The 22,648-nt window shown below is 36.6% G+C and carries 23 protein-coding genes; 7 read left to right on the top strand and 16 right to left on the bottom strand.

The window, feature by feature from the left end; all coding sequences use genetic code 11:
• Nucleotides 1-8: 8 nt before the first annotated feature.
• From D9782_RS11850 to D9782_RS11840, 3 genes are all read right to left on the bottom strand, one after another.
• Nucleotides 9-1,235 carry a metallophosphoesterase family protein gene (locus D9782_RS11850; RefSeq protein WP_121604854.1) on the bottom strand — a complete coding sequence of 409 codons (1,227 nt, stop codon included), beginning with the start codon at nucleotides 1,233-1,235 and terminating at the stop codon, nucleotides 9-11.
• A gap of 482 nt (nucleotides 1,236-1,717) precedes the next feature.
• Nucleotides 1,718-2,968: an ABC transporter permease gene (locus D9782_RS11845; RefSeq protein WP_026680572.1), complete on the bottom strand. Its 1,251-nt coding sequence runs from the start codon at nucleotides 2,966-2,968 to the stop codon at nucleotides 1,718-1,720.
• Nucleotides 2,961-3,860 carry an ABC transporter ATP-binding protein gene (locus tag D9782_RS11840; protein WP_026680571.1) on the bottom strand — a complete coding sequence of 300 codons (900 nt, stop codon included), beginning with the start codon at nucleotides 3,858-3,860 and terminating at the stop codon, nucleotides 2,961-2,963. The genes D9782_RS11845 and D9782_RS11840 overlap by 8 nt, the downstream gene beginning before the upstream one ends.
• A gap of 697 nt (nucleotides 3,861-4,557) precedes the next feature.
• Between D9782_RS11840 and D9782_RS11835 the strand changes: the two genes are divergently transcribed.
• Nucleotides 4,558-4,743: a YhzD family protein gene (locus tag D9782_RS11835; protein WP_026680570.1), complete on the top strand. Its 186-nt coding sequence runs from the start codon at nucleotides 4,558-4,560 to the stop codon at nucleotides 4,741-4,743.
• A 91-nt stretch (nucleotides 4,744-4,834) separates the two neighbouring features.
• On the opposite strand, the gene D9782_RS11830 is transcribed toward D9782_RS11835, so the two are convergent.
• Both D9782_RS11830 and D9782_RS11825 read right to left on the bottom strand, forming a co-directional pair.
• Nucleotides 4,835-5,608, bottom strand: a complete 774-nt coding sequence (locus D9782_RS11830) for an enoyl-CoA hydratase (protein ID WP_121604853.1) — start codon at nucleotides 5,606-5,608, stop codon at nucleotides 4,835-4,837.
• Between the two features lie 228 nt (nucleotides 5,609-5,836).
• On the bottom strand, nucleotides 5,837-6,196 hold the full coding sequence (locus D9782_RS11825; protein ID WP_026680568.1) for a YlbF/YmcA family competence regulator: 360 nt from the start codon (nucleotides 6,194-6,196) through the stop codon (nucleotides 5,837-5,839).
• Between the two features lie 160 nt (nucleotides 6,197-6,356).
• Between D9782_RS11825 and D9782_RS11820 the strand changes: the two genes are divergently transcribed.
• Together D9782_RS11820 and D9782_RS11815 are read left to right on the top strand one after the other, a co-directional pair.
• The gene (locus tag D9782_RS11820; RefSeq protein WP_026680567.1) at nucleotides 6,357-7,250 is read left to right on the top strand and encodes a PucR family transcriptional regulator; all 894 of its coding nucleotides are present in this window, start codon (nucleotides 6,357-6,359) and stop codon (nucleotides 7,248-7,250) included.
• A gap of 93 nt (nucleotides 7,251-7,343) precedes the next feature.
• The gene (locus tag D9782_RS11815; RefSeq protein ID WP_121604852.1) at nucleotides 7,344-8,441 is read left to right on the top strand and encodes an ABC transporter ATP-binding protein; all 1,098 of its coding nucleotides are present in this window, start codon (nucleotides 7,344-7,346) and stop codon (nucleotides 8,439-8,441) included.
• A 63-nt stretch (nucleotides 8,442-8,504) separates the two neighbouring features.
• Here the strand turns inward: D9782_RS11815 and D9782_RS11810 are convergent, their stop codons facing one another.
• Together D9782_RS11810 and fumC are read right to left on the bottom strand one after the other, a co-directional pair.
• A complete protein-coding gene (locus D9782_RS11810; RefSeq protein WP_026680565.1) occupies nucleotides 8,505-8,702 on the bottom strand; it encodes an alpha/beta-type small acid-soluble spore protein in 198 nt (65 codons plus the stop codon).
• Nucleotides 8,703-8,885: 183 nt separating this feature from the next.
• Nucleotides 8,886-10,271, bottom strand: a complete 1,386-nt coding sequence (gene fumC / locus D9782_RS11805) for a class II fumarate hydratase (RefSeq protein WP_121605874.1) — start codon at nucleotides 10,269-10,271, stop codon at nucleotides 8,886-8,888.
• A 309-nt stretch (nucleotides 10,272-10,580) separates the two neighbouring features.
• Here fumC and D9782_RS11800 point away from each other — a divergent pair, with 309 nt between their 5' ends.
• A complete protein-coding gene (locus D9782_RS11800) occupies nucleotides 10,581-11,495 on the top strand; it encodes a zinc dependent phospholipase C family protein (protein ID WP_121604851.1) in 915 nt (304 codons plus the stop codon).
• A 236-nt stretch (nucleotides 11,496-11,731) separates the two neighbouring features.
• Here the strand turns inward: D9782_RS11800 and D9782_RS11795 are convergent, their stop codons facing one another.
• Entirely contained in the window at nucleotides 11,732-11,947 is a 216-nt protein-coding gene (locus D9782_RS11795; protein ID WP_121603973.1) for a hypothetical protein, read from the bottom strand.
• A 266-nt stretch (nucleotides 11,948-12,213) separates the two neighbouring features.
• Between D9782_RS11795 and D9782_RS11790 the strand changes: the two genes are divergently transcribed.
• Nucleotides 12,214-13,143, top strand: coding sequence for an IS4 family transposase (locus tag D9782_RS11790; RefSeq protein ID WP_121604850.1), 930 nt, complete (start codon nucleotides 12,214-12,216; stop codon nucleotides 13,141-13,143).
• Nucleotides 13,136-13,561 carry a transposase gene (locus D9782_RS23800; protein WP_226983497.1) on the top strand — a complete coding sequence of 142 codons (426 nt, stop codon included), beginning with the start codon at nucleotides 13,136-13,138 and terminating at the stop codon, nucleotides 13,559-13,561. Before D9782_RS11790 ends, D9782_RS23800 begins: the two co-directional genes overlap by 8 nt.
• 286 nt (nucleotides 13,562-13,847) lie before the next feature.
• Here D9782_RS23800 and D9782_RS23335 read toward each other — a convergent pair whose 3' ends face one another.
• The 6 genes from D9782_RS23335 to D9782_RS11760 all read right to left on the bottom strand — a co-directional run bounded on the left by D9782_RS23335 (nucleotide 13,848) and on the right by D9782_RS11760 (nucleotide 19,986).
• Complete coding sequence (locus D9782_RS23335) at nucleotides 13,848-14,024, bottom strand: hypothetical protein (protein WP_205388397.1); 177 nt, start codon at nucleotides 14,022-14,024, stop codon at nucleotides 13,848-13,850.
• Nucleotides 14,014-15,315 (bottom strand): IS91 family transposase, encoded by a 1,302-nt coding sequence (locus tag D9782_RS11780; protein ID WP_121605873.1) that lies wholly within the window; start codon nucleotides 15,313-15,315, stop codon nucleotides 14,014-14,016. The genes D9782_RS23335 and D9782_RS11780 overlap by 11 nt, the downstream gene beginning before the upstream one ends.
• 271 nt (nucleotides 15,316-15,586) lie before the next feature.
• A complete protein-coding gene (locus D9782_RS11775) occupies nucleotides 15,587-16,885 on the bottom strand; it encodes an MFS transporter (RefSeq protein ID WP_121604848.1) in 1,299 nt (432 codons plus the stop codon).
• 314 nt (nucleotides 16,886-17,199) lie between these two features.
• Nucleotides 17,200-18,885 (bottom strand): IS1182 family transposase, encoded by a 1,686-nt coding sequence (locus tag D9782_RS11770; protein ID WP_121604847.1) that lies wholly within the window; start codon nucleotides 18,883-18,885, stop codon nucleotides 17,200-17,202.
• A 120-nt stretch (nucleotides 18,886-19,005) separates the two neighbouring features.
• Complete coding sequence (locus D9782_RS11765) at nucleotides 19,006-19,254, bottom strand: hypothetical protein (protein ID WP_121604846.1); 249 nt, start codon at nucleotides 19,252-19,254, stop codon at nucleotides 19,006-19,008.
• A gap of 498 nt (nucleotides 19,255-19,752) precedes the next feature.
• A complete protein-coding gene (locus tag D9782_RS11760) occupies nucleotides 19,753-19,986 on the bottom strand; it encodes an IDEAL domain-containing protein (RefSeq protein ID WP_026680561.1) in 234 nt (77 codons plus the stop codon).
• A gap of 242 nt (nucleotides 19,987-20,228) precedes the next feature.
• Between D9782_RS11760 and D9782_RS11755 the strand changes: the two genes are divergently transcribed.
• A complete protein-coding gene (locus tag D9782_RS11755) occupies nucleotides 20,229-21,098 on the top strand; it encodes a cation diffusion facilitator family transporter (RefSeq protein ID WP_026680560.1) in 870 nt (289 codons plus the stop codon).
• Between the two features lie 177 nt (nucleotides 21,099-21,275).
• Here D9782_RS11755 and D9782_RS11750 read toward each other — a convergent pair whose 3' ends face one another.
• Entirely contained in the window at nucleotides 21,276-21,566 is a 291-nt protein-coding gene (locus D9782_RS11750; protein WP_026680559.1) for an AzlD domain-containing protein, read from the bottom strand.
• Nucleotides 21,563-22,288: an AzlC family ABC transporter permease gene (locus D9782_RS11745; protein WP_026680558.1), complete on the bottom strand. Its 726-nt coding sequence runs from the start codon at nucleotides 22,286-22,288 to the stop codon at nucleotides 21,563-21,565. The genes D9782_RS11750 and D9782_RS11745 overlap by 4 nt, the downstream gene beginning before the upstream one ends.
• Nucleotides 22,289-22,648 lie beyond the last annotated feature (360 nt).

Genomic DNA, 22,648 nt, shown 5'->3' with positions numbered 1-22,648 from the left:
CTCTTCCCTCATTCCTTTAATAGCTCATAAATAAGTAATTCTTTAACAGCTGTTTTCAATGCCATCTCTTCTTCTATTGTTAATCGTTCCACAAATTTACGAGCACGTTTCTGTTGATATATTTCGGCAATAAACGGTTGAATGGATTGATTGTCAATTTCATAGAGTAATTCACTAATGAAATGATCTCCCTTGTATAATTCTCGATCAAAGCTAGCTACCTTTTTACTCACGCTATATCGAAAAATATAACTCCAAACCGATGATTGTATCGTTGCCTCATTTATTAACTCCATCATTTCTTCCATCCTACCATCCTGTTGCCATTTAGTTATTCGTTGATCCGTATTTATTAAAGTTAAATCAATTAATTGTGGTGTTGAATAGGTAAGATTATTTACATGCTCCATTAATACCGATTCCACTTCATGTACGGAATTACATGGGGATACATTAACAACAAGTGGATTAATTTGAATGGCTTGCAGTGGAATGAAAGCCAGATCAGTCGTTCCTTCATTTAATACAACATGATAACAACCTTTCATCCCTGTTTCTTTTCGATTTCTGCCTTGGATATTTCCAGGATAGACTATTGCAGGAGTTTCTTTTAAAATTTGTCGTTTATGGATATGACCAAGCGCCCAATAATCGAAGTGCCTTTCAGATAGTTCTTGTACTTGAAATGGCGCATACCTATCATGTTCTGTATTACTTTGAACACTTCCATGTAGCATTGCGATATGAAATGGAACTGAAGTATCGGTTATTTGAAATTCATTCACTTTATTTGCTACTACAGCACGATTCTCATAACTAAAACCGTAAATCAAAGCTAATACCTCTCCATTTCGTTGGTACGGAAAAGGTTGAACCTCTTCCTTTGAAAATATATATACATTATCGGGATAGGCTACAGGATGTTTATTCCCATTTATGTAATCATGATTTCCATAAGACATGTAAACATAAATTTCATGATTCTGTAATTTTTCAAATGCTTTCTTTAATCGTATTTGAGCTTTTAAACTTTGTTTTTCATTATCAAACAAATCTCCAACGATTAACACGAAATCAACACGTTGATTAATAGCGGCTTGTACTAAGTTATCTAATGCTACAAATGTACTCTCCCTCACCTCTTTAAATATAGGGTCAGGTGTATTTGCTAATCCTTTAAACGGACTATCCAAATGCAAGTCAGCAGCATGAATAAACGATAATTGCTTTGACATATAAATTCCTCCATCTTTCTTCATTTTAGCAAACAACCGAATAGAATGCACGTTCGATTAATTACATACAAAAAGATAGCTGTCCGTATAATCAAGCAATTTCTGCTGCTTACAAAGCTTTTCAAGATGGCAAACGATTTGTTAGCTTACCGTCTTAATGAATAACGAGTGTATGAACCCCCGGCATAGCCAGGGGTTTTCTAACATGAACAAAAGCGTAACCGCCCTGTTAGCAACGTAGCAACTGAAGCGAGTCAACGGAGATTAAGGAAGCACGGTGTGCTTGCGAGCCGATGATGACTTATCGTCAGGGCGATTCGTGAAGTTACCTCGTTTCTGGGCGCCGGAGCTGGACGCGGCTCAACAGGCCCATATTTATCCACATGGGCTAATTTTATAATTTCCTGGACTATAAAAAAACTTGTAGAAAACGTAAAGGTTTTCTACAAGTAAAGGTCTATCAATAGGCAAACGATTAACATTTATTCTTTTTTTGATAGCGCGATTGCCTTTTTAAAATCTTTTAAAGAGCTGGATCGACCGTACATCAGCACTCCGCCTTTATAAACTTTTGCACCTAGTAATGCTAATAATACTATCGTGGCTACAAGTATACCGATAGATAAAGCTACCTCCCAAACAGGTATATCAAGCATTCCAACTCTTAAAAACATAATTATAGGTGAGAAAAATGGTATGAACGATGTAATTTGTACTAAACTCGACTCTGGCATACTTAATCCATAGATTGCGATAAAGAAAGCAATCATGATTAAAAAAGTCATCGGCATAATTAACTGCTGTGCATCTTCAATCCTACTCACCAATGAACCAAGCATAGCTGCAAGGGTTCCATAGAGTAAATACCCTAAGATAAAAAATACAATGGCATACACGTAAATAGATATAGACATGTCACCAATTCCAAAATACGTGAAGACTCCCTCCGTAAGCTCATCTTGCTTTGAACGAATTTGTGTATAACCGACTACGAGCAGTAAACCAATTTGAGTCAATCCCAACAATGCGATTCCAATAATTTTAGCAAACATATGAGTGACTGGTGACGCACTTGAGATTAAAATTTCCATCACCCTTGACGATTTCTCTGTCGCTACGTCAGTAGCTATCATGTTTCCATACATGATGACTGCCATATATAATACGAACATCATCACATAAACAATTCCCCGTGCTTGATTTAACTCTTCATCTGTCTTTGCCGTTTTATCTAGTGCAACTGTTTGAAAGGATACCGGGGCATTAATCTCCGCTAATGTAGCTGCATCAATCTCTGCTTGTTCCGTCGCATAGGATACCTTCAATTGCTGGAGTTGTTGCTCTATAAACAGCTGATTTCCTGTTTCCGATACATTATTTGCATAATAGGTCGCTTCGGGTAATTGCTTTTTATTGATCGATAAATTTATAAATGCCTTATATTCCTCATTCTGTACTGCCTGCTTTGCTTCTTCTACCGTTCCATTATAGGAAGTTAGTTCAACTTTTTCATTCGATTGTTCTACAAGCTCATTCAACGGTTCAAAAAGTTCATTGGAATCATCGATAACGACTATCTGATCTGCTTTATCATTAGAGAACATGTCTATAATGGACTGAATATTCACCAGGCCAATAATTAATAGTAACGAAAGTAAGGTGGTAATAATAAATGACTTTGTTTTAATTCGAGTCATATATGTGTGTCCAAGGATAATCCAGAACTTATTCATAAGACGCACCCACTTTCTCTATGAAAATATCATTTAACGAAGGTTCTTCTAATTCAAATTTACGAATAAATCCTTTTCCTTGCAGCGCTTGAAATATATCCTGCGAAATTGCTTCACTTTCTATTTGTAAGCGGCAACCTTCCATTACATTCTTATAGGTCACCACTCCAGGAAAACTTTGCAGAAAATCCAATGGAAACGATGCATGAATAATTAAATTTTTCCTACCATATGAGCGTTTAATATCCTGTAATGACCCTTGAACAACCTGCTTTCCTTTATGAAGAATGCAGAGATGCTCACATAGCTCTTCCACATGCTCCATGCGATGAGAAGAAAATACTATAGATGTTCCCTTGTCTTTTAAATCGATTACTGCTTCTTTAAGCATTTCAACATTGACCGGATCAAGTCCAGAAAACGGTTCATCTAAAATAACTAATTTAGGTTGATGAATGATGGATGAGATGAATTGAATTTTTTGCTGATTACCTTTGGATAGCTCTTCCACCTTCTTATTCATGTATTCTGGTATCTTGAATCGTTCAAGCCATCCCGTTAGTTTATCTACTACTTCAATTTTTTTCATACCACGAAGCTTTCCTAAATAAATAAGCTGGTCTTTAACGGTTAGCTTTGGATATAGTCCTCTTTCTTCTGGGAGATACCCTATTAAATGACTTTTATCATAATGTATGGCTTCACCATTCCAAGAAATATTTCCTTCTGTTCGATCTAATAAGCCTAATATCATTCGAAATGTTGTCGTCTTACCTGCACCATTTCCCCCAAGGAAGCCGAACATTTCCTTTTCAGGGATCTCTAAAGAAAGTGCGTCTACAGCCGTATGTGAGCCAAATCGCTTTGTCACATCTTCTATTTTTAGCGTCATTAAAACCCTTCCCCCTTTTCTTTAATCTGTACTACGATCCAAATGGTTAATTGTTTCATTTTAGCCTGAGCTTTTGCTACGAAAGCAGAAACGTAATGTGCAACATCCTACGAATAACATGACTATAAACCAAGAGAAAATATATATTACATGCTATCCTAAAGCCTTGCCTTAAGTTGATTAGTTTCTTGTAATAGTGAAAATTCAATCAATTGGGGGTTTGGTTTATCCCCCAATATTGGTTTCACATGATTGCTTCAAGTAAGAACCTTAATGCCATATGTGGAATAACACTCTGTACCAAATAGATATCAGAGTCCTGCTCGATTAGCGAGAAATCCTCCTTTAACACCTATCATCCCTATCAAATATAAAATTCAATCAAATATCTTCGCAAGTAGTAATAATAAACTTAATTTCACCTTTCTCTCTTAAAATATTTGCTCATCGGGAAACTTGTGACTTTTATACTAAATCCACCCTACGTAACCGTTAATCCTCCCGTTTTTCTCGGATCTATGTTTTCAAAGTTAGCTATTTCACCTTATAATAAGGTAAAATTTACACACAGTATACATACTAATCTTTTAAATTATCAAGTCTACTTACACGTTAAAGAAAAGGGGTTTTAATGAAGGAATTTACGCAGTCCTGTCGAATATATATAAGTAAGTTACTTCAAGGAGGAGCATATGTTATGAGAAACTATACACTAACTGTATTTAACCGTTCAGGTGAAAAGCTATTGGATGAAACATATACCGCCGCTAGTGATGATGAAGCAAAAGAAATTGGAACAGCTAAACTAGAAGAGGGAGGTTACCTTGAATATACACATCGCTGTGTTACTCCAGAGGCTAAATTAATATTATTTCATCGATAAATTCCCGCCGTTTTTTCTTCAAAGATCCATAAGCTCTGTTTTCACAACGAAACCGATTTTCTATAACTAGAAAGTCGGTTTCAACATGTACTTATTTCCCTTTAAATACCGGTTTTCGTTTCTCCAAAAAGGCTTTAACCCCCTCCTGATGATCTTCCGTGTTTCGTAGTTCCCATTGCGATTGCTTCTCTTCTTCTAAATAATAACGTAATACTTCCTTTTGCTTGGAATGATATATCATTTTGGTTTGCAGCATGGCAGCTAATGGTGTTTCTAATAGTTGATTGGCCAACTTAGTCGCATGAGGCATCGCTTTATCCTCTGCTGTAATGTCAACCAACCCCATTTGTTTTGCCTTTATCCCATCCACTTGTTTTAATCCCCAAATAAATTGCTTTGCTTGCTGTGTACCAAGCCGTTCCTGTAACCAAAAATGACCACCGCCATCAGGTACAAGTCCTACACCAATAAATAGCATGCCTAATTTTGCCTCTTTCTGTGCAACAACAAAGTCAGCAGTTAAAGCAATACTTAAACCCAATCCAGCTACCGATCCATGTATAGATGAAATAATAATTTTAGGCATCATATATAGTTTCAATACAATTTGTTCAATCATTTCCATAATATTATCAAAGTACGATTTATCTGAAAAACCCTTCATCATTGAAATATCTCCACCAGAGCAAAACGCATTTCCTTCTCCTGAAAGAATCACAATTGCATCATCATTTTTTTCAACTTCTTTTATAGTTTGTAACAGTTCTTCCAACATTTCTTCATTTAGTGCATTATAACGTGCTGCCCTGTTGAAGTAAATATATGAAATGCAATCTCTACTTTCGTATATAATCGTGTCTCCCATCTTCTTTACCCCTTTCTGATTTCTATATGTAACCATTCGCTAATATCTACCGATTATCCTGCTTTTAGCAATATTACTTTAATTTTTAAATGGAAAGGAATTTCAGTAAAAGGAGTTTCATGTTTGCTCACCGTTTTAAAAGCTTGGATGCTAACAGTTTAATTAATAAACGTCAAAGAGCGTAGAAAAATACACTTTTTCTACGCTCTACATGCAGCTTTTAACTTATTATTCGTTTTTATCCTCTGATGTACCATAGAGTTCTTCTAAAGGTTTTGTAATAATTCTGCTCACATCATTAATAACTAGATTAAGGCGTTGCTCCTCTTCCATTAATTTAGATATATCTTGATGCTGCTGAACTAATTCAACAACTTGTCTTGCTTTTTCAACTTCTTCTTCAGTAATTTCTTGTCCCTGCATTTGTTTCTCTTGCAAGGCCATTTGAGTATCACGAAAATTATCAAACATCTGCTTTGCAGATGGGTCATTCATTACTGCATCATAGGCAGTTTTTAAGCTCTTAAATTCTTCACTTTCTCGAATTGCTTTTTCTAAATCATAAGCACTATCATAAATATTGGGCAAGACAAATCCTCCTTCATATTTCTTACTCTCATTTACTATAACAAACGAAATACGTCGTGTATAGCGTTTCAAATTTTGCAGTCAATTCAATTATTTATTTTTAAATAATTTTTCGACTGTTATAATAAAAAAAAGCACTGAAGAAAATGAGGGTTTGCCAATGATTGAACAACTAAAAAATATTTTCCCTTCTCTTATTGTCGATAGTGAAGAAAAAGGTTATGTTAGTGAAACCTATCAATGGTTTTTAACACATAATGGGGAAAAAATCGGCATTGCTAAGCAGGAACTATCGGAAAAAGATGGTCGATTAATGCGTACATTTTTAACACCGTATCAAGGACCACCTCTCACTAAAAAGGAAAAAGTATGGAAGCAAATCATTGATCAAAATTTCACGGAAGCTCCTACTTCAATTACTTCTCCCTATCGCTTTGTTTACTTTTCTATGAATAAAAACCAGATAAATCCGGGAGTATTTAAAGAGTCAATACAAACATTGTTCGACTATTCCGTTCCCATCATATGGGAAAACGAACATGAAGGTATTCTTATCGAAGAGAAGCCCATCATAGCAGAGGAGAGTATATCTTACGAACAGATTATTGATATATTAATGAGTGATTTATACGTTAATATTCACTTCTTTGTTGGTCCATATTCCAAGAATTATAAAGATGCTAAGCATCAGTATAAGAGCTTGTTAACCTATGCTAATAGGATATTAACCTATACAGATAAATCGGTAATAAGCTACAAAGAAGCAATTCCTCACATTCTGGTTGGCTTCTCAGATCAAGCATTCAGAGAATATATCGCTGAAACGATTCTACAGGAATTCACCGATGACACCGACTTATTACAGACTATTCACACCTTCCTTCAATGTAATTTAAATGTTTCTGTTGCTGCGAAGGAGTTATATATGCATCGAAACAGCCTGCAATATCGGTTGGATAAATTTATTGAAAAGACTGGTATCGATATTCGGCAATTTCACCAAGCCACAACTGTATATTTAGCATTACTAGCAAATATGCACAAAGAAGATTAATATCTTTGTGCATATTTGCTGTTTCTATTTGTCCAGGCTTTTTTTATACTATAACTAATTAAACGCTTACAAAAATAAAGGAGGAATAGAGGAATGGCAGAACTTCGTTTAGAGCACATTCAAAAATCGTACGATAAAAAGACGATTGCCGTAGACGACTTTAACCTACATATTCAAGATAAAGAATTTATTGTTTTTGTTGGACCTTCTGGTTGTGGTAAATCTACAACCTTACGAATGATTGCTGGTCTTGAAGAGATAACCGATGGTGAATTATACATCGATGATAAAAAAATGAATGATGTGGCTCCAAAAGATCGGGATATTGCTATGGTGTTCCAAAACTATGCATTATATCCACATATGAATGTATACGATAATATGGCTTTCGGTTTAAAATTACGTAAATTCAAGAAGGATGAAATTGAGAAACGTGTTAAGAATGCTGCAAATATTCTCGGCCTTGAAGCTTATTTAGATCGTAAACCAAAAGCATTATCAGGTGGGCAACGTCAACGTGTAGCACTTGGTCGTGCAATTGTCCGTGATGCCAAGGTGTTCTTAATGGACGAACCATTATCAAACTTAGATGCTAAATTACGTGTACAAATGCGTGCAGAGATTCAAAAGCTCCATCAAAGACTGCAAACAACAACCATCTACGTAACCCATGACCAGACAGAAGCGATGACTATGGCAACACGCCTTGTTGTAATGAAGGATGGAATTATCCAACAAATAGGAGCTCCTAAAGATGTTTATGATAACCCTGATAATGTTTTTGTCGGTGGATTCATTGGATCTCCATCTATGAACTTCTTCACTGGAAAACTAAATGGAAATACTGTGGAAGTCGGAGAAACGAAAATAGAAATACCTGAAGGAAAGCTTAAAATATTACGAGACCAAGGTTACGAAGATAAAGAAATCACTTTAGGTATCCGTCCAGAAGATATCCACGATGAACCAGTATTTATTGAATCATCACCAAACACTAAAATAACAGCTAACATTGAAGTGGCTGATTTGATGGGTGCTGAGACGTACCTCTATTCTAAAATAGGAGAGCAGGATTTCATTGCACGTATCGATTCTCGTACAGATATAAATGTTGGCGAAAATATTGAGCTTGCCTTTGATATGAACAAAGCCCACTTTTTTGACATTGAAACAGAGCTTCGTATTCGTTAAATTTTATATATACTAAAATTGCGGGGAAGCCAATTGGCTTCCCCGTCTTTTCCACCATTATTATTAAGCTTTTGGTCCTAGTTGTTGTTGAGCAGTTTGAACAAGTCTTTTAGTGATTTCTCCACCAACTGACCCGTTTGAACGAGAAGTAGAATCAGGACCTAAAGTCACACCAAATTCTTGAGCAATTTCATATTTCATTTGATCAAGAGCTTGTTGTACTCCAGGAACAACTAATTGGTTTGAACTGTTGTTAGCCATGTTTATCACCTCCTGTAATCATAGTGTGAGCAGATTACAAAAAACTTATCATAAGTTTTCACTGGTAAATTGTAGATTTGTTGGCAAGCATATAATTAACATAATAATTTTTCATAGATAAAAATAGCTGCCGAGAAAATTTTTCTCGGCAGCCTAAAGGTTGCTGATGAAACAGTATGCATTTTATTTTGGATACGTCATTTCTTTCGGATTCACATATTGATCAAATTCTTCTTCAGTAAGCAACCCTAATTCAACAGCTGTTTCTTTTAATGTAGCATTGTCCTTAAATGCTTTTTTAGCAATTTTTGCTGCATTCTCATAACCGATATGTGGGTTAAGTGCTGTCACTAGCATTAATGAATCTTTTAGATTTTTATCGATTTGCTCCAAATTTGGTTCGATTCCCTTGGCACAGCGCTCATCAAATGAAAGTATACTATCTGATAGAATTTGACAAGATTGAAGGAAATTATAAGCAATAACTGGCTTAAACACATTCAACTCAAAATTACCTTGACTTGCAGCAAAACCAATCGTTGCATCATTTCCCATTACCTGAGCTACTACCATTGTAACTGCTTCACTTTGTGTTGGATTTACTTTTCCAGGCATAATCGAGCTTCCAGGTTCATTTGCCGGTATAGTGATCTCGCCAATTCCACAACGAGGTCCACTTGCAAGCCACCGAACATCATTTGCAATTTTCATCATATCCGCCGCTAATCCTTTTAAAGCTCCATGCGCATATACCGTTTCGTCATGACTTGTTAATGCATGGAATTTATTTGGTGCAGAAACAAAATTTTTACCTGTATAGGTATTAATTGCTGCACAAACACGTTCAGAGAACTCAGGATGAGCATTTAAGCCTGTCCCAACAGCAGTACCACCAATAGCAAGCTCCTTGATATGCTGAACACTTTCTTTAATCATAGCTTCTGATTTTTCTAGCATACGATGCCAACCACTAATTTCCTGTCCCAATGTTAATGGTGTAGCATCTTGTAAATGGGTACGCCCGATTTTAACAATATCCTTGTAGGTTTCCATTTTTGAGCGGAAGGTATCTTTCAATGTCTTAATAGCTGGTAACACCGTATCTTCCAATTTCATAACAGACGCAATATGCATTGCTGTAGGATACGTATCATTGGAGCTTTGTGATTTATTAACATCATCATTCGGGTGCAATGTTAACTCACTTTTCTGCTCACTTAACCACTTATTGCCGACATAGGCAATAACTTCATTTACATTCATATTAGATTGTGTTCCACTACCTGTTTGCCAAACAACTAAAGGAAAGTGCTCACTAATTTCCCCACTAATAATTTGTTCTGCTGCAAAATTGATTGCTTCCGCTTTTTTTTCATCTAATAAACCTAATTCCATATTTGCATGGGCAGCACTCTTTTTCAAAATAGCAAACGCTTTAATTATTTCCGTCGGCATTTTTTCATTACCAATTGGGAAATTTTGCTTACTTCGTTGTGTTTGAGCACCCCAATATTTATCAGCAGATACTTGAATTTCACCTATTGTATCTTTTTCTATACGATAATCCATTACGCTTTCCTCCCTATGTACATTCATTCATATAACCTCCTTCTATTGTATCAGAAAATTGACAGATGAAAATATATAGAATGTACGGATTTTCAACCAAGTTGACAAATTTACTTGTTCTTTTTGTACACTGACACAAAATTGTACGCGTTTATGGTTCCAATCCATCTAGCTTTTCTTTTATAATATGTAAGATAGGAAACGATAGTTAAAGTGTGGGAAGACATAGTTTTTCATTCATCATATCTAAAACGATTTCGAAAGCAGAACAGAAGTCTTCTAAAACATTACATAAAGGAGGATTTCGTTATGCCAAATATATGGACACATATACTCTTTTGTGAGGACGTGGCAGATGCTGTAACCCAAACTTATCTATTTTCTAATTACGAAGCATATATGAAACTTGGTGCACAGGGTCCAGACCCTTTTTTCTATTATAATTTCTGGCCAGGAATGAAGAAGGAGCATATACAGAATATCGGAAATGCTCTTCATACAAGGCATTGTGGGGACTTTCTCATTGACTTGCTAATGGAAGCTGGAAAAATGAATGCAAAAGCAAAAGCGTATGTTTTCGGATTTGTCACTCATCATATCTTGGATAGAAATACTCATCCATATATCCATTATCGAGCTGGGTATGAAGAAAATAAACATCAAAAGCTTGAAGTTCTGATTGACACCATAATGATGGAAAAATATCATAATTTAAAAACATGGAAAGCACCAGTTTATAAAGAAATAGATGTCGGTATGTCTCTGGATAGAAACATTAGCTTGCTTTTGTATAACACGATTGAAAAGCACTTTCCTGAGCTAAATCGCCATTCGTCATCATATATTCATAAATCTTATCGCCATATGAAGTTAGCTTTAAAGGTATTATCTGATCCTCATGGGTGGAAGAATACAATTTTAAAATCTTTTATATCCCCTTTTTCACATCAGCCTATCAAGGAAAATACAGATTATCTTAATTTGAATCAAAAAACTTGGTATCACCCAGCTACAAAAAAGCCGAGCAACCAAAGCTTTCTTGATCTATACCGGCAAGCAAGAATGGAAGGTATTGATATCTTAACCCTTGTATATGATTATTGGAAAACAAATGATTTCAAATATGTAACCTTGTTAACTGAAAAGATTGGCAATATTTCTTATGATACAGGCGAGCCATTACATTTAGAATTAGAAAATAGATATTGTGAACCGATTGTCTAAGAATAGTGCTTAAAAATAAGCGCCCAAATCACATTAAAAGCTGGTATAGCTATCGAATCCAGTGGTCCTTTAAATATACCTCCGTTTTCGTAACTTGTTAGCAATATCTCCTTAAAGTATGTACACAAGGCTGAGATATAACGAAAACGGTTCATTTTGAAGATTAAGAAAAACGGAGCAAAATTCGCTCAGTCCTTATCACTACATGCTCAGATTTACGCTTCCTCTAGTAGCTATTATGGAATAATAGCTACTGCTTGCTTGACCACCACTCCGGCTGCCCACTTCCCTTTCCGTGGGGTTTGTCCTTCAGCTAACTTTTTTAGCAAAACCCGCTCAAAAAAGTGGATCTTCAGGTCAAACATTTCCCACAGGAGTTGAAGTGGCCGGCCTTCGCTATTATCAGGCTCTACAACGCTAGCATGAAGTAACACAGCTGCTTTTATACTCACGGATAGCGATTTTCACTTTACCCATTGTAAAAAAAGTCAACCTATTACTTATGACAAGAATTGTTGCACCTTCTCATAGCGGAGACTAATTACGTAGACTCCTGCGGGATTAGCGCGAGCCGAAAATCCACTTTGCAACGTGTTCTTCTTTGCAAAGTTAGTTGAGGCCGTGCCCCATAGCCGTCAAGTTAAGCAGGATATTTTAAAAACCAAAAAGTTATTCGTTATCCTGACATTATAAATGGAATAATTTGGAGGGATTACGTATGGCTAAGCAATATCATTTTGACTCGTTTGTAAAGAGTGTGCACGATATTTTATCTATTTCTGAACTTCGCAATGTTGCTCGAGAATCAGGTTTTGTACAACGATTGAAGAAGATAATGCCGGAAGATTTCTTAAGTATATGTGCCTTCTTACATGAAAAAGTTGGTACGGAGGGGCTAGGACAGCTCTGTGCTTCCCTTTCTCGTGAATCAGAAATATCCATATCTAAACAAGCCTTACATCAACGATTAGACGAGAAAGGAGTGGCTTTTTTAAAACAAGTTTTTATGCAGTTAGCGGAAAAACAACAGATATTATCGTTACCATCTCCATCTGATTATCCTTTTTCTCGGATCCGTATCTTGGATGGCACATCCTTTCAAGTAAAAAAGAACACCGCGAGTTATTGGGATGGAGTGAAAATACAATTAGAATATGAGCTGTATCAAGGGAATTTTTTGCATACGTTGTTCTATGGACCAAGAGACAGTGATCACGATGCAGCTGAAGAATTGGCAGATACAATAGGAGAAGAGGACCTTATCTTGCGTGACCTCGGCTATTTCTCAGGAGATCACTTTAAAAAAATAGATCGAGCAGGAGCCTATTATATTACTCGTGTTCCTGCCAATATGACCTATTGGACATTGGATGACAAGCAACGAAGAATCCAAATAAAGCCTGAAGAAGATGCCATGCATCTAGCTCCAGGAGAGATACAGGATTATGGGTTCATTCAATTAGGTGTTAAGGGAAAAAATACATTTCATGCACGTGTAGTCGTACAACGATTAACCGAAGAGCAACAAAAACAGAGAGATACCTATTTAAAAGAAAGAAGACGGAAAGGGGGGGCATACCCAATCCGCCAACAAGAAGAATCATATCCAAATTCTTGCTACCAATATAACACAAGAAGAAATGGATGAGCAAACCTTGTATCCTATCTATTCCTTGCGTTGGCAAGTGGAGATTCTCTTTAAAACATGGAAATCGTTATTTGAAATTGATGATGTGCAGGCAATGAATACCGACCGCTTTTACTGTCATTTGTATGGGACTTTCATTCATATTCTTCTTTCTTCGATGATTGCTTTTCAGTGCCGTTACTGCCTTTACGAAAAGTATCAACTAGAAGGAAGTGAGTACAAATGTATCAACCATGCGAGAAACGCAATAGTAGAGACGAAGGGGTATTCACTCTATCACCTTTCTTCTTTGAAAGCTCTCATCGATAATATTTACCAGAACATATACCGGCATGGAAGGAAAGATCATCGTTGTCAGCATAAAAGTCCTTTTGATGTCTTAAACATTGCGTATAAAGTACATTTCCGTGCCGCGTAAGTAAAAGTGTAAAAAAGAAAAACAAGTACCCATAAAAGAATACGGATTAAACTGGAAAAATATGTTTATATTTTCATTGCACCGTACTTCTTTTTTATTAGCTTGACGGCTATGGGCCGTGCCCGCGGAAAGCGAAGTAATTAGTCGGAGCATTGCCAATAGACATCAAACATTTCAAAATAACTACTGGGCTTAACGCAGTCATTGCACTGATTTTATACTTTCTTAACTTACTTATAAGAAAAACCGGGCAAAAACCAGCCCGGTCCTTTCCTGTTTGCCATAGCTAGAGCACATCCGATAGTTTGTATTCGTGTCCTTGTACTCCTTTATAATACTCCGGATACATTTCTCCTCCACATTGTTCACAGCTGAATCTTGGTGGCGTAGTTGGGTCTCCGCCATCCATCAAATCAAACTCTTCTACTACGTTATACGGTATCTTTTCTTCTTCATGACACATGAAACAATGATAGTTGACGTAGGTCTTCTTTGGACGTAAGTGGTCGGTTCCTTTTTTCTTCTTCCCTTTTTTGCGTCGTTTGTTGGTCTGTGCGATAGTGAATCAACCTTTCTAAATTATTCCTTGCTTCTTTTGTTAATGCAATCTTTATTTCTAATTTCCCATTCTCTAGACACACTTCTCCCTTGTATTCATAGTAATTGTCGCAATGCGAGCACACAAGGGGATCTTTTTGACCACTAGAAATAATACGCTCTCTCCAGGTTTGGCGGCGTAATGTCTTCTTCACTTTTACTATCCATTTCCTTGTACCTTGTTGCCATGTAGCTAATAGCTTTTTGCTTAAGCTCTTACTCCTTCTAGAATACACCCCATAGTGACGAATTGTCTTGAACTGTTCATTAGGAATATGACGTATTAATCGAATAATAAATTCTTCTACCGTTACGGTCTCATGTTTTTCTTTACCGTCTACTTTATCCATATATTTGAATGTCACATGTTGACCATCATATTCCTCGATACGATTGTTCCCAATCGCTGGTCGACGAATATAGCGGCCAATATAACGCAGTTGGTCCTTCACCTTTCCTCTTTGTTTTGGGGCATACACATAGAAGCCTTCCCCATTATTAGAAAAAGCCTGTTGTAATCTTGGTTGAATTCTTTTCTTTTCCTTATTTGACAAGTGGTTACGAATGAATTTTAACACCACCGTCTGCCATTGCTTTCGAAGCATCGTAAACGGTATATAGTCGTACGCTTTCCATTCTCCTTTTTTCGTAACTCCTCCCATTGTCACTAACATATGAACATGGGGATTGAAATTCACTCTTGACCCAAATGTATGTAATCCGGCAATTATCCCCGGTTTCACTTTTGCCTTCTTTCGAAAATAACCCGTGATTAGCTTCGCAGCTTCATCCATAAGGGGGTTCAAAAGCTCTCGATGCCATAGAAATATAGCCCGTAATTTTTCATCTATCGTAAAGATTACATGCCGATGGTTCACTTGTACTATATCTTCTGTAAGGACGCGACTCCATTCTTCACTTTCTCCTACAGAACACGTTGTACAAAAACGCCCTTTACATCGAAAAGGGACATGTCGAACGTCATGGCATCCTTCACAAACATAGAGTTTGAATCCATTTTTGGGATCTCCACAGTCACGAAATTTTTCCACCTCTTTAATGACAATTGGACGAATTCGCTCTCCATGTTTCTTCTTAAATGCTTCCCAATGTTGATGTTTATCAAAAAAGATTCGTTTCAAGATGTTTTTTTCCATATACTTAAAATACCACAGTAAGAAACACTCTGGTATAGCCAAATTTTTATACTTTCTTATCTTTGAACAATAAACGACACTACCTCCCTCCGCCTGTGGTAGGAAATGCATCGGTGAGTCCCACAGTGTGACAGCACTCGGAAACTCACCAGCCGCCGGCGGAAAACGCAGTATATTTGTGAACCGGGTTCGTTCATGACCATCATTTCAAATTGTTCGTTTTATTCTTTTTATTCTTTAATTAACACACTTTTGTCTCACCCTTTTTCACTTACTTTGTGATAACTTTTACCTTTTCAGCGTCATTGGTTAATCTTTTTGCATCTTCCATACCTTTTTCTATATTGACAAATTTAAGAAGAATAATTCCGCCAATAAAAAATATAACTAACGAAATGATTCCTATTCGACTTGAACCTGTAAGTTGCCCAACAAAGGCAAATAGGAAAGGGCCGAAGATTGCTGCAAATTTAGAAGAAATTCCGTAGAACCCGAAGAATTCAGCATGTTTATTATCAGGGACCATTCTGCCAAAAATGGATCTACTAAGTGATTGTGCTCCACCTTGTACCATACCAACACAAATAGCAAGTAGGTAAAAGTGGATCGCCGAAGTCATAAAATAACCTAATACTACAATCCCCATGTAGACGTATAATGAAAGCGTTAATGCTTTTTTAGCACTTATTTTCTTCGCTAACCACCCAAAGAAAAATGTAAATGGTATACCTACAAACTGTGTAATTAAAAGTGCTGCAATTAAACTGTTTCCATCAATACCTATGTCTCTACCGTATATTGTTGCCATTTTAATAATGGTGGATATCCCATCGTTATACATCCAAAATGCAAGTAAAAAAAGTAATAATTGCTTATAATGCTTTAGGTCTTTAAACGTAGAAGCTACTCTGGAAAATCCAATTACTGCATAAGACTTTTCCCGCTTCACAACCTTCTTTTTCTCTTCTTTAATATTTCTAAATAGCGGAAGTGAAAATAGAAACCACCATAAACCTACGGAAGCAAAAGAAACTTGGCTTGCAACGGTAGCATTAGGTAGTCCAAACCAATCGAACTTTAATATCATGAGAATATTAATAGCTAATAATATTCCCCCACCTATGTAACCCCATGCGAAACCTGCTGATGATACTTTATCAATTTCCTGTTCTTCTGCTATTTCTGGTAAGAATGCATCATAGAATACATTACCACCAGAAAATCCAATTGTTCCAATAATTAACAAAAACGAGGCAAAAAGGTAATCACCTTCGCCTACAAAAGCAAGTAAAATACTTGCTAGCATACCCATGTAGGCAAAAAATCGTAAAAACTTTTTCTTAGCTGCAGAATAATCACTTATAGCTCCTAGAATAGGTGCTAGGATTGCCACAATTAATACAGCAATTGACTGCGAATATCCCCAAAAACTTGCTGCAAGATTCTCATCAACACCAACAGCTGCTACGTCGTAATAAAAAACGGGTAAAACTGCAGCCATAATTGTAGTTGCAAAAGCAGAATTCCCAAAATCATAAAGGACCCAGCTAAGGGTTGTTTTCTTCTTCATCTCCATCCCCCTTTCTGTAAAGAATATCAAAATTACCATCTATGCAGTACTACTTTTACAAAAATTTTAAAATAATTATCTATCGAGTAACCACCTTTACATCTCCCAGGATAAGAAAGGCTTCCGCAGCAATACATTGTACGTAGAAAAAGCGTTTCTCTTTTTTCATGGAGTTAACGTATTTTTTTACTGAGCTTTATAGTAATATTTGTTTTATCGTTCGACTTTTGGGTTAACTCTCTTAACTTCGTCCCAGACCCTTTTTTCAAAACCAGTTTAAGAAAAACTGAGCAAAATTCGCTCAGTCCTTATCACTAAATGCTCAGATCTACGCTTCCTATAGGGGCTGGGACATAACTAGCCCTTATGAAGTTAAAAAAGATTCCAGTTATCAAAAAATGATAGCTGGAATCTTTTTTGTTATAATTTAGGCTTGTATTTTGCCTGAAGGCGGTGTACTTTCTTAAATTCACCGCCATAAAGGCGAATCCTAATTCATTTTCCACTTTCGATTTGCCTCTCACTGACATACGAGTGAAACGCAAATTAGCCTTCAAAAATCCGAAGACAGGTTCTACATCTATTTTACGTTTTCCATAGATTTCTCCCGTTTCTTCTTTTGAAAGCTGCTCTCTTATATATGCTTTTTGCTGTTCCCAATGGGCATTATAGAAAATCTTACGATTTCCTTTTGCTTTGGTACAATGAACGCGTAATGGACATCCCGAACAATCTTCACATTCATAGACACGAAAGGTTCGTTTAAATCCGGCTTTATCTGTTCGATTCGATAGATATTGAAAAGGTACCTTCTTTCCGTTTGGGCAAGTAAAGAAGTCGCTGTCTGAATCATAGTCCCAGTTTGACACATAAAAAGGATTTTCTTTATATTTCTTTTTCTTTTCCATCCGATAGGAATTATACGTAATGAGTGGAGTTCTATTTCGATGTAATACCTCACTATAATTTTGTTCACTACCATAACCGGCGTCAGCGACAATATACTTGGGTAACTTGAAGTACCTTTCTTCAATATTCTTGAGGAAAGGAATAAACGTGCGAGTATCCGTAGGATTTGGAAATACATCATAAGCTAATGTGTACTGGCCTTCGGTCGCAATTTGTACATTATAACCCGCCTTAAGTTGGCCATTTTTCATATAGTCATCTTTCATTCTCATAAAAGTGGCATCATGATCCGTCTTAGAATAACTATTGCGGTTGCCAAAGATCTCCATATCATTTTGATATTTCTGTTTACGAATTACATAGTCTTGGAATTGTTTACGGTATTGCTTGGGTTCTTTTCGCATAGAACGGAGTTGTTTGCGATCTTTTGCTTTTTCACTTTCCTCGATTTCTTGATCGTATTTCTTCACTTTTTCATCTAGTTTTTTTACTACTTCATTGAGTTCTTCCGTTGAAATTTCATCAGAACTTTCTCTTTCTATTTCGGGGATAATTTCTTTTTCCAGTAGCTCCTCATACATTTGATTCGACTTCTCTACTAAATCGGAGCTGTATTTTTCAATGGATTTTTTCCATACAAAAGTGAACTTATTGGCATTCGCTTCTAATTTCGTGCCGTCAATAAAAATGGCCTCTTCTTCAATTGCCTTCTCTTCAACAAGTTGACAGCGAAATAGGACAAAACATTGGCGTAGTAACTCTTTTACTTCGGGATGAACACGGAATCGATTGATGGTACGATAGCTCGGCTCATAACCCTGTGCTAGCCACATCATCCGTACACTATCTTTAAGTAAGCCTTCTATTTTTCTGCCAGAAAAAACAGATTGGGTATAGGCACATAAGATAATCTTCATCATCATTCGAGGATGGTATGCAGGACAACCTGTTTCGCGCAAAAATCCCACAAATGATTCTTCTGGGATATGTTCTACAATATGGTTAACCGCATAGGCGATATCATTTTCTTGTAATTTCATTTCAAAATCTAAAGGCAAAACGACTTGATTCATGGTATAATGTTTAAACATAAGGGATACCTCCGGTTCTGTTTGGGTGTGATTACTTTAACTTTACCAGAAGGTATCCCTTTTGCGTACATAAATCTCAAAAAAAGTGGTACTTACCAAATTATTGGCGAGTACCACTTTTTATTTTACTGGGTTTTGTCCCAGCCCCGCTTGCTTGACCACCACTCCGGCTGCCCACTTCCCTTTCCGTGGGGTTTGTCCTTCAGCTAACTTTTTTAGCAAAACCCGCTCAAAAAAGTGGATCTTCAGGTCAAACATTTCCCACAGGAGTTGAAGTGGCCGCCCTTCGCTATTATCAGGCTCTACAACGCTAGCATGAAGTAACACAGCTGCTTTTATCTCACGGATAGCGATTTTCACTTTACCCATTGTAAAAAAAGTCAACCTATTACTTATGACAAGAATTGTTGCACCTTCTCATAGCGGAGACGAATTACGTAGACTCCTGCGGGATTAGCGCGAGCCGAAAATCCACTTTGCAACGTGTTCTTCTTTGCAAAGTTAGTTGAGGCCGTGCCCGCGGAAAGCGAAGTAATTAGTCGGAGCATTGCCAATATACATCTAACATTTCAAAATAACTACTTGGCTTAACGCAGTCATTGCACTGATTTTATACTTTCTTAACTTAGAACAAAAGCGCAAGCGCCCGATTAGAAACGTAGCGACTGGTGGATAAAGGAATCACGGTGAGCTTGTGATCCGATGATGATTTAGATTAGGGCGATTCGTGAAGTCGCCTCGTTTTGGGGCTGGAGCTGGACGTAGCTCAACACGCCCATATTTATCCACATGGGTTAATTTTTAATTTCCTTGACTACAAAAAAATGCCTTACCATACGGCAAGGCAACGTATATTTTGTGAGATGGTTATTCCCAAATAAAGTGTCTATAATCTTCACTTAGCTTCAAAAATTGATCTCTGTTTCCCTCATCAATCGAATTATTAATATTGTCTTCCAACAATGCTTTATTATAATTAAAGCATAACTCATCTAAAAGCAGACGGGATGAAAAACGAAGCTCAAATGGTATTTCCCGCTTAGCTTGAATCTTTTCCCCACTATAACGGTAAAACTGATAAACTGTTTTCTGCTTTTTCATGGAACACTTCCCCCTTGTTCCTTTTTACTATTATCCTAAATTTTTTGAATAATTGCAATAGGTAATGTAAAGAAAAATTAAAATATTTATTTCCTATTTTTACCTCATGAAACTTACTTAACTCCATTCAATAACTATTGATAGACGCTTCAATGTTTCTCTAGACTCACCACATACAACTTTGATAGACTATTTAAAGTAAAAACAGCGGTCTTTAAATAGATGTATCGGAGGCTATAAGCATGAGTCATTCGGATAATTTAAAAAAAGCGGAGAAAGGTGCCTGGATTAGCATCTTTGCCTATATTATTTTAGCAATCGCTAAATTAATTATTGCTTATAAGGGTAATTCAGATGCATTACGTGCAGATGGGTTAAATAATTCTACAGATGTGATAGCCTCTATTGCAGTGCTAGTTGGTTTAAAAATCTCTCGTAAGCCACCTGATGAGGATCATCACTACGGTCACTTTCGTGCAGAGACGGTTGCTTCTTTATTTGCTGCCTTCATTATGATGTTTGTAGGTTTGCAAGTCATTTTTGATACGTGTAAAAAAGTATGGATGGGCAATTACTCCCAACCAGATATGATTACTGCATGGACAGCATTAGGCGCTGCTTGCATTATGTTGCTTGTCTATCTGTATAATGTACGGCTCTCAAGAAAAATTGAAAGTAGCTCCCTCTATGCTGCCGCACAGGATAACCGTTCTGATGCACTTGTAAGTATTGGAGCGTTTATTGGTATCATTGGTGCACAGTTTGGGTTATTTTGGTTAGATCCATTAGCCGGATTAATTGTTGGATTAATCATTTGTAAAACAGCATGGGATATTTTTAAGGATTCCACCCATACATTAACAGATGGATTTGATGAGAAGCAGATTAAGAAGATTCGAACAAGCATCGAGAAAGACTCTGAGGTCAAGGAGCTTATTGAGGTAAAGGGACGTATCCATGGAAATCAAGCTTTCATCGATATTACCATTCTTGTAGATCCAACATTGAACGTAGAAGAAAGTCACGCTATCACAGAGCGATTGGAAAACCATCTTTATAAAAAACACAATATTACCCATGCTCATATTCATATAGAGCCTTATAAGAAATAAATAGACATACATTTCGAATAAGTTATCTATGAAATAAAGAGAAATTTCTACCCCTTACTAAGGAATAGGAACAAAGGCTAAAAACCATTATAACAAAGGTTAAGCCTTTGTGTACCTACATTCAAATTAGCTTAACAAACCAAAACTCTCTGCAAGTTATACCAAATCAACCATAGGTTAGGTTAAGACATAGACTGTAGCTATTGCTGCCATAACTACAAGAATGATGTTGACACCTAAAAAAGCCAATACTATAGCAACTAGACCTCCCAGTAATCCAATATGAGGCTGGTCTGGCCGAACGGTCATAATCCCGGGGAAAATGAGTGCACCTAATGCAGCATAAGGGATTGCATTTAACCACCTGTTCACCCAATCTCGAAATTGCAATTTGTCTACAATAAATGCTGGAATCATTCTTGGTAGCATCGTCACTAGTGACATACCGATAATGATAAGTAAAATCATGTCTCTTCCCCCCTCAGCAGTACTATTCCACTCATACCTCCTAAGATCGTTCCTAATACAATTGCCCAGCCTGTGCTCATACCTACTTGGACACATAATGCATGAATAAGCATAGCTATAATTGCAATACCTCCAACTTTTAGCTCCTTTTTAACCGATGGAATAAGTAAACCGATAAACATTGCGTATAGAGCGATTCCCATACTTTGACTTAATTTATCAGGAATGATTTCTCCAAGCATACCTCCTATGAAAGATCCAATAACCCATGATAAATAGGCGGCCAATATGATAACCGTATAAAACCAAGCTCCTTTTTCCATCTTTGCTTCCTTCGTATGTAATGAGGCGACAGCAAACGTTTCATCCGTTAATCCCATAGATAAAGGAAGTTTCCATTTTAAGTCAATGCCTCTTAACCGGTTCATAAAAGATAGACTCATTACAAAATGACGAAAATTCAAAACAAATGTAGCTATAATGATTTCAATAGTTCCTGCCCCAACTGCAATCATATTTGCTCCCATAAATTGACTTGCACCTGCAAATACCATCACACTCATCAATGTTAACTCAGATACCGACATACCTGATTGCTTAGCTAACACACCATAAGTAATCGCAATAGGTAAGTAACCAACCATAATAGGGAAGCCACATGCTAATCCTTTTTGTATCATTTGTATAGATGATGTATTATTTCTACTTGCTGCTTTTGCCATCAATTTTTCTACCCCCTAGTACAATTCCTGTTATTATATCTTATATTTTTAAAATTAAAAAGATTAGATCGTTGTTTTTTTATATTGACAAATCGAACTTTCCCCTTTATATTCAATATTAATCTTTTTAAAAATTCATAGGTGACTCAGAATGCGCAGTAAATGCCTTCTAAGCAGAAGAAAGAGACAGAGTGGTTGGTGAAAACTCTGGCAGGAAAAGCATTGAATTACACATTCATGAAATAGAGTCCATAACAATGAGAGGCTGAAACTTGTTATTTCAGCAATCAGGGTGGTAACGCGGAGTCAAGCTTCGTCCCTAGTACAGGGGACGGAGCTTTTTTTATTGTCTAGGAAACT

Origin of the sequence: Virgibacillus sp. Bac332, from assembly GCF_003667785.1 — a bacterium.
Lineage (GTDB): Bacteria > Bacillota > Bacilli > Bacillales > Amphibacillaceae > Virgibacillus > Virgibacillus salarius.
The sequence above is the reverse complement of the archived record's forward strand: the minus strand, read 5'-3'. Positions and strand labels throughout refer to the sequence as shown.